The sequence below is a fragment of the Clostridioides sp. ES-S-0010-02 genome (genome assembly GCA_020641055.1).
Classification (GTDB): domain Bacteria; phylum Bacillota; class Clostridia; order Peptostreptococcales; family Peptostreptococcaceae; genus Clostridioides.
In genome coordinates this window covers 3412034-3425074 of sequence record CP067345.1, presented here as the reverse complement: position 1 = coordinate 3425074, position 13041 = coordinate 3412034, and the positions used below count along the sequence as shown (strand labels likewise).

The window sequence follows — 13041 nt, the reverse complement described above, 5'->3', positions numbered from 1 at the left end:
ATAACTGTATGGCAAAAACACGAATGAGCCACACAGTATAATCCATGTGGCTCTCTATAATATGATGATAAAATAAAAACTTTAACAACAATCACTATAGCCAACATAGATACAATCCTTAAAAATGGTAATCCTAAGGGGTCTGTATCTATGTTATGACAATTTGTCTTAACTTAGCTACAAACCCTAACTAAATTGGCTACTAAAAAATCGTACTTGTTTGTTTAATAAAGTCTTCATATTTACCTCTCCTTTTAATTTAATAATTTTGAAAATTTTGTTTTATATTTTGTATAGTAATTAGTTTAATACAGTAAAAAATAAAAGTCAACAATAAATTTTGAAAAATTATTAAATTGTCAGAAAATTGAGTTCGAATAAAAAAAGTTTTATGTATAGGATTGGGTAGTTTTCTTAAATTTTAATTTATAAATAAAAATTAAAATTCATTTGGATTTTAGAAACAAATTGAGCAAAAGGTAAACTTTTTATAGAATTAATGAAAATAGATTTTGAAGTAATATAATGACCAAAATTATATGATATAATAAATTGAATGATTATTTCAATTCAGAATTTTTATTATTTTTTTAATTATTTTTAGGAATCTTATTTTTGATGTTTTTATTCAAGATGTTTACAAGATTAAAAAGACTTCAGTAGATATTTATATGTTTTTATTTAAATATTTTAGGAAGTATTTAATTTTATAGGAGTGATGATATGTGTTGATAGGTACAGCGAATTTAAGTAGAAGTGTTGATAATGCATGCGTAGAAGAATTGGGAATTCCAATGATTGTATTGATGGAAAATGCAGTAATATCTGCAATGAGAAACATGGATATAGATATATATAATGATTATACAATTGTATGTGGTGTTGGAAATAATGGTGGAGATGGTCTTGGAATAGCAAGACATTTAAAGCTAAAAGAAAAAAATGTAAATGTCTTTTTAATTGGTAATATCAAGAAACTAAGTGAATGTTCTAAAATCAATTATAATATACTTTTAAATATGGGGATTAATATTATAAATATTGATAAAAATGATTTAAGCGAGGAATATAATGACTATATAAATAAAAATAAAGTAGATAAAATTATTGAAACAGAAAAACAGAGTATAATTAAAAATAAAAATTTAACAATGTTTAAGGAAGCAGTATCTAAAAGTGATGTTGTAATAGATGCAATATTTGGAACAGGACTAAAGAGAGAAATAACTGGTATTTTTAAAGAAGTAATTGATATAGTAAATGATAACAGCAAAAATACATATTCTATAGATATACCATCTGGTATAGATAGTGACAAAGGAAGTATACTTGGAATTTGTATTAAAGCAAAAAAAACAATTAGTTTTGAGTTTTATAAAAGAGGTTTTTTAAATTATGATGTAAACTCACTTATTGGGGATGTAATTGTAGAAAAAATAGGTATTCCAGATTTTATTACAAGAAAATACCATAATGATGAATTCATAACTGATGAGAGTTTTGTAAAAAATAATATTAGAAGAAGAGATAAGAATGGATTTAAAAGTGATTTTGGAAAAGTATCTATAGTTGCAGGCTCAAAAGGATTTTATGGGGCTAGTTTCATAGCAACTGAATCTGCTGTTAAAAGTGGAAGTGGTCTTGTAACTTTGATTAGTAGTAAAGATGTACAAGAAAAAGTATCTATTAGACTCACTGAAGCAATGACTGTAAATTTTGAAGAAGAGAGAGTTGATAAACTATTGAGCTCTAGCAATGCAATTGGTTTTGGTCCAGGAATGGGAGATAATCACAAAACTTTTGAGAGATTACTTAGAGTAGTAGAAAACTCTAGTTGTCCAATAATATTGGATGCAGATGGATTAAATGTTATGAAGGATAGATGCTATAAGTTTTTAGAGTGGAAAAATAAGTTTGTAATTACTCCACATCTGGGAGAAATGGCCAGGTTGACAGGTGACTCAATTGGGTATATAAGAGAACATAGAGTAGATGTCGCAAAAGAATTTGCTCAAAAATACAATGTAGTTGTCCTTTTAAAAGGATATCAAACTATCATAACAGATGGTAAAGAAACATATATAAATCCTACAGGAAATAGTTGTATGGCAACTGGTGGAATGGGAGACTGTTTACTTGGTATGATTACTTCTTTTGTAGGTCAAGGTATGGATATACTTGAAGCTACAGTGAGTGGAGCATATGTACATGGTTATATAGGAGATAAGTTAGGAAAAAGTATGTATACAGTAAATGCAACAGATTTAATAAGTAACATTTCGTTAACAATGAACAAGTTTTTGATTATTTAATTACTAATATTTGATACTACTTTGTAACAACTTTAACAAAGTATGCTGATATAATACTATTAAATTAATCTCAAATTGACTTATTTTATTGGTTTTTGGTTGATTGTTTAAAATCATATTCAAATATATTGTATAAAGAATATGATTTATATAGTGTTTGATAATTCATATGAAAAGAGGGTAGATAGTATGAAGTTGATATGGTTAATAGTAGCAGTCTTATTTGGAATAGCAGAAATGTTGACTCCAAGCTTAACACTAATATGGTTTAGTGTGGGAGCAGTAATACTTATATTTTTAAGTACTTTTATAAAGAGTATATTTTTACAAGTTTTAATATTTGCTGTAATTTCTATAGCTATGTTAGTTGTAGCTACTAAGAAAATTGTAAAAAAAGATAAAACTTATAAATCTAACACCAATTTACAAGCAATGATATCTAAAAAAGGTGTTGTTACAGAGGAAATTTCTCCAAATCAAACTGGTTTAGTTGTAGTTGAACATGAAACATGGACTGCTATTTCTATAGATGATGAAAAGATTGATAAGGGTTCTACAGTAGAAGTATTAAAAATAGAAGGGGTAAAACTAGTTGTTAAAAAAGTAAATTCTGCAACTAGTGTGACGAATCAATAAAATAAAAGGAGGATATATTTATGGGCATGAAAGTTGTTTTAAGTATTGTATTAATAATAGTAGTAGTAGCAATAAGTTTAACTTGTATAAGAGTAATAAAACAATCTAAAGTAGGTATAATAATGCGACTTGGTAAGTTTCAAAAAGTGGCTGAAACAGGAGTACATTTCTTGATACCATTTTTAGATAAAATGGCATATGTGATTGACTTGAGAGAAATTGTAATAGATTTCCCACCTCAGCCAGTTATAACTAAAGATAATGTAACTATGCAGATTGATACAGTTGTATATTATAAAGTTACAGACCCAGTTAGATATGTATTTGAAATAGCAAATCCAATAGCTGCTATTGAAAATCTAACAGCTACAACTTTAAGAAATATAATTGGTGAACTTGATTTAGATGAAACACTAACATCAAGAGATATAATAAATGTAAAAATGAGAACAATCCTTGATGAAGCAACAGATAAATGGGGAATAAAAGTAAATAGAGTAGAGTTAAAGAACATAATGCCTCCTCATGATATTCAAGTTGCGATGGAAAAGCAAATGAGAGCGGAAAGAGAAAGAAGAGAAGCAATACTTCAAGCAGAAGGTAATAAGTCAGCTGCTATATTACAAGCAGAAGGAGAAAAACAATCTGCTATATTAACAGCAGAAGCAAGAAAAGAAGCTATGGTACGTGTAGCAGAAGGAGAAAAAGAGTCTGCTATATTGGTAGCAGAAGGTGAAGCTGAGGCTATAAGACAAACAGCTATTGCTAAAGCACAAGGTGAAGCTGAAATGATTAAAAGAACTCAAATGGCTACTGCAGAAGGTTTGAAATTAGTATTTTCAGCTATGAAAGAGTCTGACATTGACAATAATATCTTAGCATTAAAATCTATGGAAGCACTTGAAAAAATGGCTGAAGGTAAGTCAACAAAATTGGTTTTACCTTCAGAAGCAGTTAATTTCTTAGGAACATTCAAAGGAATAAAAGAAGTCATGAGTGATGATAAAAATGATATATTAGATGTAAAAGATGCATTTAGTGGAAATGATTCATTAAAAAAATAAAAGAGTTTTTTTATAGTAGGAAGGAAATGGAAATTAAATGTCGAATTAATTAAATATAGTATAGAATGCACATTGAAAAGAAGAAGACTTATAGTTTTTTAGGTCTTCTTCTTTGTTTTTATTTATAAAACGCGATTTTAAAAATAAATTAACAGAATTTTTATACAATTTACCCTTTACTAATGTAAAAAGTGTTATATAATATTAAATAAAACATATAGGAAAAGAAAGTAACTTTAATTTGGATATTTATATTGATAACATATATAGTTATAAAAATATCAAACATAATGAATATGTCTAACAATAGAACTAAAATTTTATAATTCAATGATTTAATCATAGATGAGCAAATAACAAAAAATAAAATTAGCTAGTAATTATTTAAAGATTTTTAGATAATCATGTCATATTATGTTCTATTATTATCAAATCAAAAAAGCATAAAAATTTAAGTACGTTTGTATGATATAAATTGATTTATAAAAAATATTTTTTATATCTATAAAATAAATGTTTATATTATTTTCTAACTAGGAATTGAATATTATAAGTACTATAGCACTTATGGAAAATAATGTATACTTCAATAAAGTAATTATGGGGTATACATTATAGAAATTGTATAGTTTATATTATTTTACTCTTATTACATTATCATTTGGGCAAAATTTATACACAACATTTATTGACTAAAAGTTTATAAAGGTAAAAATGCAATTATAAATATTAATTACTAGATGAGGGGAGTGTCATTAAATGAAAAAAGAGATGTTAGCTATGATTTTGGCAGGGGGGCAAGGTTCAAGACTTGGAGTTTTCACAAAGAGAATTGCAAAACCAGCTGTATCATTTGGAGGAAAGTACAGAATTATTGACTTTGTTTTAAGTAATTGTTCAAATTCTGGTATAGATACTGTAGGTGTTTTAACTCAATATAGACCACTGATATTAAATTCTCATATAGGTATGGGAAGTCATTGGGATTTAGACAGAATAAATGGTGGAGTATATGTATTACAACCATTTATGAATGAAAAAGAGGGAAATTGGTATAATGGTACAGCACATGCTATATATCAGAATATGGATTTTGTAGATACCTATAATCCAGAATATGTATTAATATTATCTGGTGACCATATATATAAGATGGATTATAGTAAAATGCTAAAATTTCATAAAGAAAAAGGCTCTAAGGCTACGATTGCAGTAATTGAAGTACCTTGGGATGAAGCTTCTAGATTTGGCATAATGAATACAAATGAAAATTCAAGTATTTATGAATTTGAAGAAAAGCCAGGTGAACCTAAAAGTAATTTGGCATCTATGGGAGTATACATATTTGATTGGAAAATGTTGAGAAGTTATTTTAAAGAAGCAGAAAAAAATTCAGATATAAATTATGATGATTTTGGAAAGAATTTAATACCTAAAATGTTAGAGGATAATGTTGGAATGTATGCATATCCATTTAAGGGGTATTGGAGAGACGTAGGAACTATACAAAGTTTATGGGATGCAAATATGGATATAATTAAATCTCCAGAAACACTGGATTTATCAGACCCTAAATGGAAGATATATACAAATACAATGGCAATGCCTCCTCAATATATAGGCAAAAGTGCAAATGTTCATAGATCAATGATAGCTGATGGTTGTAGAATTTTAGGAGAAGTAGGAAACTCTGTATTATCACATGGAGTTGTTGTTGGAAAAGGAAGTAAAGTAATTGATTCAGTAATCATGCCAAATGTTGTAATAGGAGAAAATGTAACTATAGAAAAAGCTATGATAGGTGAATGTGCAACTATAAATGACAATGTTCAGATAAAAAATGTAAATAATGAGATAAATGTAGTTTCTGAATATGAAAATATAGAGCCTAGATGCGTATTAATAGAAGGAGGTCTTTAAGATGAGAAATGAATGTTTAGGTATAATAAATTTAAACAAAAAAGGAGACCCTGCAATAAATAAACTTAATTATGGAAGACCGATAGCTTCTACACCAATAGCTGGAAGATATAGAATAATAGACTTTGCTCTATCTAATATGATAAATTCAGGAATCACAAAAGTTGGAATATTCGCAAAAGAAAAGTATAGATCATTGACAGACCATATAGGTAGTGGAAAAGATTGGGATTTAAGTAGAAAAAAGGGCGGTTTATCAATTTTTAGCCCAGAAAATACTAAGTATAGAAATACTTACTCACATAGAGAAGGAGATATATACACAATACTAGCTAATCTTGATTATATAGAGAAAAGTGAAGAAGAATACATTTTAATAGCTCCAAGTTATATGTTATGTAACCTAGATTACTCTCAGGCTTTGGAGTACCATAAAAAATCTCATAATGATATAACTATAATATATAAAAATGTAAACAATGCAAATAAAGATTTTGCTGGTAATCTAACCTTAAACTTAGATAGTAATAACAGAGTAATAAATGTAGGAAATAATTTAGGAAAATTCCCTAGAGCAAATATATGTATGGAAACATATATTATGAAACGTGAAGATTTTGTAGAATGTATATATAATATTGTAAATAAAGGGAATTATTGTTATTTAGAAGAGTTCATTGTTGAAGAAGCAGAAAATATGAAAATAGGAGCTTATGAGTATACAGGATATTTGAAATGTGTAAATTCTGTTGAATCATATTTTCAAATGAGCAAAGATTTATTAGAAATAGAAGTGGCTGATGAATTACTGTATTCTGAAAGAAAAATATTTACTAAAGAAAAGAATGAGTCACCTACAATTTACACAGATAGTGCAAAGGTAGAAAATAGTTTTATAGCATCAGGTTGCTTAATAGAAGGTACTGTAAAAGATAGCATTATATTTAGAAAAGTTAATGTTGAAAAAGGAACAGTTATAGAAAACTCAATAGTAATGCAAAATTGTGTAATAAAGTCAAATGCAAAACTATATAATGCAATACTAGATAAAAATACAAGTGTATCAAAAGGAAAAGAGTTAAAAGGAGATGAAAAATATCCTATTGTAGTAGAAAAAAATACGAATATATAAAAATATTTTTTAGAAGGGGGAATAGCTAGTGAAGGTTTTTTATGTAACAGCAGAGTGTTGGCCCTTTGCTAAAACTGGAGGATTAGGAGATGTATCTTATGCATTGCCTAAAGAATTAAAAAAAGAAGGTGTAGATGTAAGGGTAATAATGCCTAAATATTCAACTATACCAAGTTATTTAAAAGATCAATTAAAAGAAATAGCCGTTTTTAGTGTACGCGTTGGATGGAGAAATCAATATTGTGGTCTTTTAGAAATGGAACTAGATGGTGTTAAATTTTATTTTATAGACAATGAATTTTATTTTAGAAGAGAAGATGAGAGAAAGAGTATTTATGGGTATGGAGATGATGCAGAAAGATATACATTCTTTACAGATGCTGTATTAGAAGCTATAAGTAGAATTGACTTTTATCCAGATGTAATACATATAAATGATTGGCACACAGGTATGTTACCATTAATTTTAAAAGAGAGATATGCAACCCTTGAGGGGTATAAAAATATAAAAACTATGTATACTATACATAATCTACAATATCAAGGTGTATTTGATAAGTATGTCTTAAATGATATATTAGATTTACCTGAAAAATATTTTGATAATGGAGATATAGAGTATTATGGTTCAATAAATTTTATGAAAGCTGGAATAAATTTTGCAGATAAAGTTATAACTGTTAGTCCTACTTATGCAAATGAGATACAAACATCTTTTTATGGAGAACAATTAGATGGTTTACTTAGAAAGGAATCAGGCAAATTAAAAGGAATATTAAATGGCATAGATTATGACCTGAATAACCCTGAGAAAGATAAGGATATATTTGTCAATTACAATGTAAATTCTATTGAGAAAAAATTGGAAAATAAATTAAGATTACAAGATATATTAGGATTAAAAAAGGATTCATCTATTCCATTAATAGGGATAGTTTCAAGACTAGTTTCTCAAAAAGGATTTGATTTAATAGCCTATATGATGCCTGAGCTTATGAGGGAAGATTTACAAATTGTCATTTTAGGAACTGGGGAACATCAATATCAATCAATGTTTAATTATTATGATTCTAATTTTTCAGATAAAGTATCTGCTAGAATTACATTCAATGCATCGTTGGCTCAACAAATTTATGCTGCAAGTGATATATTCTTGATGCCATCACTATTTGAACCTTGTGGTATAGGTCAAATGCTAGCTATGAGATATGGTTCTTTACCAGTAGTTAGAGAAACTGGAGGACTTAAAGATACTGTAATACCTTACAATCAATTTACTGGAGAAGGTAATGGATTTAGTTTTAAAAATTACAATGCTCATGAGATGTTTTTCTGTTTGCAAAATGCAATTAAAGTTTTTAAAGATAAAGAAAAATGGATTAAAGTAGTTGAGAATGCAATGAATACTGATAATAGTTGGAAAAAATCAGCTAAGGAGTATATAGAAACATATAGAGACATATGTGATTAAAGGAGTGGTTTTTTTGGTAACAATAAGCAAAAAGAAATTCAAGCAAAAATTTGAAGTGAAAATGTATAGCTTATATGCACAGTCTATCAAGGAAGCTACTGATGAACAATTGTTAAATGTATTATGTAGTCTACTGAAAGATGAAATAGCAAAAAAATGGGTTGCTACGAAATTAGATAAGAAAAAAGAGGTTTATTATTTTAGTCTAGAGTTTTTAATAGGAAGACAATTAAAATCTAATTTACTAAATTTAAATATTGAAGAAGAAGTTAGAGAAGGATTACTAGAATTAGGAATTAACTTAGATGATTTAATCAAAGCTGAGGTAGACCCAGCCATAGGGAATGGTGGTCTTGGAAGATTAGCAGCATGTTTTTTAGATTCTATGGCATCTTTGAACATAAGTGGCCAAGGATATGGAATTAGATATAAATACGGTTTATTTGAACAAAAATTTGTAAATGGTTATCAGGTCGAAGTACCTGATAACTGGCTTACAGAAGGACGTTATGCATGGGAAACTGTAAGACCAAATGAAGCGACGATGGTAAAGTTTGGTGGAGAAGTAGAGTTGATTAAGGAGGGAAACCATTTAAAAGTAGTCCATAAAAACTATCTTCCTGTAATGGCAATGCCTTATGATATACCAATAATCGGATACCAAAATCAGTGTATCAATACTTTAAGATTATTTAAAAGTGAGATACCAAAAAGAGACTTTGGAGAACTTACTTCAAATGCTCTAAATTATTCAGGAAGTTATGAAGAGGCTCTAAAACACAAGTACTATACTGAAGAAATTTCACAGGTGTTGTATCCTGATGATTCAAATTATGCAGGAAAATTATTGAGACTGAAGCAAGAGTATTTCTTTGTAAGTGCAGGTGTACAAGATATAATAAGGAAGTATAAAAAGAATAAACTAAACATCAGTAATTTATTTGATAAGGTGGCAATTCATATAAATGATACACATCCTACCTTGTGTATACCAGAACTTATGAGAATTTTACTTGATGAAGAAGGCTTATCTTGGGATGAAGCATGGCAGATAACTAAAAAAACAGTATCTTATACTAATCATACTATAATGTCAGAAGCAATGGAAAAGTGGCCTGTAAGTATGATAAAAGAGTTATTACCAAGAATTTATATGATAATAGAAGAAATAAACAGAAGGTATGTAGAAGAATTAAATAATAAAGGATATGACCAAGACAAAATAAGAAGAATGAGTATAATAGACTGGGACAACATAAATATGGCAAATTTATGTATTGTAACAAGTCACAGTGTAAATGGAGTTGCTAAGCTTCATACTCAAATTCTTGAAACAGAAGTTTTAAAAGATTTTTATCAAGACGAACCAAATAAATTTAACAATAAAACTAATGGAATTGCACATAGAAGATGGCTTATAAGTTCAAATCCGCAACTTAGCAATTTAATAACAGATTTAATTGGTGATTCATGGAAAACAGATACTTTACAGCTAAAGAATATTGAAAAATTTAAAAATGATTCTTCTGTTTTAAAAAGACTTGATGATATAAAATACAATAATAAAGTAAATTTAGCAAATTTTATAAATGATAAATACGATTTAAATATCGACCCTAATTCTATATTTGATGTTCAGGTTAAGAGGTTGCATGCTTATAAAAGGCAGCTATTGAATATTTTTAATGTACTCCATATGTATCATGAATTACTTGACAATCCTAATTTAAATATTGACCCAAGAACTTTTATATTTGGAGCAAAAGCTGCACCAGGATATTATTTAGCCAAGTGCATAATTAAATTTATAAATTCAGTTGCAAGTACTATAAATAATGATGTTAGAGTAAAGGACAAGTTAAAAGTCGTATTTATAGAGAATTATGGTGTATCATTAGCAGAGATAATAATACCAGCAGCAAATGTGAGTGAACAAATTTCAACGACAACAAAAGAAGCATCAGGAACAAGTAATATGAAGTTTATGATGAATGGTGCTATAACTTTAGCAACATTAGATGGTGCAAATGTAGAAATATGTGAACAAGTAGGAAAAGAAAATATGTTTTTATTTGGACTTAGTGCAGAGCAAGTACTTAATTATAATAAGTTTGGTGGATATTCTTCACTTGACTTGTATCATTCTAACATAGATATAAAAAGAGTAGTAGATGACTTAATAAATGGATTTATTCCTAACCTAGGTGAAGAAGGTAGAAGTATTTATAATTCACTTACCACTTACAATGATGAATACTTTGTATTGAGGGATTTTGAAAATTATGGGCAAGCTCAAGCAAATATAAACAAACTATATCGTGATAAAGAAAAATGGAATACAATGTCTTTGGTTAATATAGCTAATTCAGGATTTTTTTCTTCTGATAGAACAATTTCTGAATATGCAAAAGACATTTGGTTTAAAAGGGTGTGATTATAAATGCAAAACATAATAGAATATAACTCTTGGGATAAAAATTTTAAGGCTCCGTTTGGAGCTTTAAAATTTGATGAAGAATTGATGATTAATGTCAAAGTAAATGAAGGATATAATGTTGAGTCTATTTCCCTAGAAATAAACAAAGAAGATGAATCAAAAACAATAATTTTAAATGAAGAATTAAACAATAATACACTTAGAAAGTATTTTTATTGTAAGGTTGGAAAATTTGATACAACTGGTGTTTATTTTTATTATTTTAAAGTGATTGCTGAAATAAATGGTGAGAAAAAGACTGTATTCTATGGAAAGAATAGAGAAAATGGATACACTTGTGAATATAATTATAATGATATCAATAAATATCAAATTACTGTTTATAGAGACTTTAAAGTGCCAAACTGGTACAAAGAAGGAGTACTTTACCATATATTTGTAGATAGATTTAACAATGGAAATCGTAATGGGAAGGTTGATAATCCTAAAAAAAACAGCTTTATATATGGCAATTGGGACGATATACCTATGTACATAAAGGACAATAGAGGGGATATTATAAGATGGGATTTTCATGGTGGAAATTTAAGGGGAATAATTAATAAACTTGGGTATCTAAAAAAATTAGGAGTGAGTATATTATATCTGAGTCCTATATTTGAAGCTTCTAGTAATCACAAGTATGACACAGGAAATTATAAAAAGATTGACCCTATGTTTGGAGATGAAGATACATTTAAAGAATTAATTGATAAAGCAAAAGAAAAAGATATATCAATAGTACTTGATGGTGTTTTTAGTCACACTGGAGCAGATAGTAAGTATTTTAATATGTATGGAAATTATGATAGTTTAGGTGCATATCAATCAAAAGAATCACCATATTATTCATGGTATGTGTTTGAAGAATTTCCTCATAAATATAAAAGTTGGTGGGATATAAAGACCTTGCCAAATACAAATGAATTAGAAAAAAGCTATATGGATTATATAATATATGACAAGGATAGTGTCATAAACAAATGGATGAATATGGGGATTAAAGGATGGCGATTGGATGTTGCAGATGAACTGCCAACTGAGTTTATAAGAGAGCTGAGAAAGCAACTAAAAGAAGCTGATAATGACTCTATACTTATAGGGGAAGTATGGGAAGATGCCTCAAATAAGATTAGTTATGGTCAAAGAAGAAGCTATTTATTAGGTGAAGAATTAGATTCTGTTATGGGATATCCATTTAGAAATAATATGTTTTCATTTTTAAAAGGAGAAATTAATTCATATGAACTTAGCAATAAATATATGCAAATTAAAGAAAATTATCCAGAAGAATCATTTAAGTCTAATTTAAATTTAATTGGAACACATGATGTCACAAGAGCTAAAACTGAATTAAATAATGATATAGATTTGATGAAACTTGCTGTAGCTACGCAGATGACATTTGAAGGAGTACCATATATATACTATGGAGATGAGGCAGGTCTTTGTGGAGATGTAGACCCAGACAATAGAAGAACATATCCATGGAAAAATGAAGATGAAGATATGTTAAATTTTTATAAAAATATTATAAAAATCAGAAATAAAAATAAAATTTTAAGTTCTGGAGAAACAGAATTCATATATACTAAAAATGACAATGTGTTTGCATTTATAAGATTTAATGAATATAATGATAGGATACTGATTTTAATAAATAGAAGTAACAATCCTGAAAATATATCATTAAATATAGAAGGTAACTTTATAGAGGAAATACCTATAAAGTATAATCTTAAAAATATAAATAAAAATATACAGATAGAAAACAATGAATTAAAAATCCATATGGATTCTAAATCATTTATTATTTTTAGTGTATTTTAAGTATAATAATTTAAGTTAAAAATAAAAATGTAGCAAAAATTTTGATTTATCAAAGGTTTTGCTACATTTTTGTTTTAAATTATCATAAAAATTTTAGTATTTCAAAATATACAAAGAAGTGTAAAAAATATAGAAGTTATGATATTATATAGATAAGTAAGATAAAACAAAACCTCTCTACTGAAGTTGTAGGGAGATTT

General features: G+C 27.6%; 8 protein-coding genes. All 8 read left to right on the top strand.

From position 1 onward, the window contains the following. The first annotated feature begins 725 nt into the window (after nucleotides 1-725). The 8 genes from JJC01_15930 (at nucleotide 726) to JJC01_15895 (ending at nucleotide 12841) form a co-directional block, all read left to right on the top strand. Nucleotides 726-2312, top strand: coding sequence for an NAD(P)H-hydrate dehydratase (locus JJC01_15930; protein ID UDN57645.1), 1587 nt, complete (start codon nucleotides 726-728; stop codon nucleotides 2310-2312). A gap of 189 nt (nucleotides 2313-2501) precedes the next feature. After that, on the top strand, nucleotides 2502-2948 hold the full coding sequence (locus JJC01_15925; protein UDN57644.1) for an NfeD family protein: 447 nt from the start codon (nucleotides 2502-2504) through the stop codon (nucleotides 2946-2948). Nucleotides 2949-2968: 20 nt separating this feature from the next. Further along, nucleotides 2969-4012, top strand: coding sequence for an SPFH/Band 7/PHB domain protein (locus JJC01_15920; GenBank protein ID UDN57643.1), 1044 nt, complete (start codon nucleotides 2969-2971; stop codon nucleotides 4010-4012). Between the two features lie 759 nt (nucleotides 4013-4771). Next, the gene (locus JJC01_15915; GenBank protein UDN57642.1) at nucleotides 4772-5932 is read left to right on the top strand and encodes a glucose-1-phosphate adenylyltransferase; all 1161 of its coding nucleotides are present in this window, start codon (nucleotides 4772-4774) and stop codon (nucleotides 5930-5932) included. Between the two features lies 1 nt (nucleotide 5933). After that, nucleotides 5934-7064, top strand: a complete 1131-nt coding sequence (gene glgD / locus JJC01_15910; GenBank protein UDN57641.1) for a glucose-1-phosphate adenylyltransferase subunit GlgD — start codon at nucleotides 5934-5936, stop codon at nucleotides 7062-7064. Between the two features lie 28 nt (nucleotides 7065-7092). Further along, nucleotides 7093-8535: a glycogen synthase GlgA gene (glgA, locus tag JJC01_15905; protein UDN57640.1), complete on the top strand. Its 1443-nt coding sequence runs from the start codon at nucleotides 7093-7095 to the stop codon at nucleotides 8533-8535. 13 nt (nucleotides 8536-8548) lie between these two features. Next, nucleotides 8549-10969, top strand: a complete 2421-nt coding sequence (locus JJC01_15900; protein ID UDN57639.1) for a glycogen/starch/alpha-glucan phosphorylase — start codon at nucleotides 8549-8551, stop codon at nucleotides 10967-10969. Between the two features lie 6 nt (nucleotides 10970-10975). Further along, nucleotides 10976-12841, top strand: coding sequence for an alpha-glucosidase C-terminal domain-containing protein (locus JJC01_15895; protein UDN57638.1), 1866 nt, complete (start codon nucleotides 10976-10978; stop codon nucleotides 12839-12841). Nucleotides 12842-13041 lie beyond the last annotated feature (200 nt).

Excerpts from the sequence above, each read along its gene's own strand:
- JJC01_15925 (UDN57644.1), top strand. The coding sequence starts at position 2,502 with ATGAAGTTGATATGGTTAATAGTAGCAGTCTTATTTGGAATAGCAGAA.
- JJC01_15920 (UDN57643.1), top strand. The coding sequence starts at position 2,969 with ATGGGCATGAAAGTTGTTTTAAGTATTGTATTAATAATAGTAGTAGTA.
- JJC01_15915 (UDN57642.1), top strand. The coding sequence starts at position 4,772 with ATGAAAAAAGAGATGTTAGCTATGATTTTGGCAGGGGGGCAAGGTTCA.
- glgD (UDN57641.1), top strand. The coding sequence starts at position 5,934 with ATGAGAAATGAATGTTTAGGTATAATAAATTTAAACAAAAAAGGAGAC.
- JJC01_15895 (UDN57638.1), top strand. The coding sequence starts at position 10,976 with ATGCAAAACATAATAGAATATAACTCTTGGGATAAAAATTTTAAGGCT.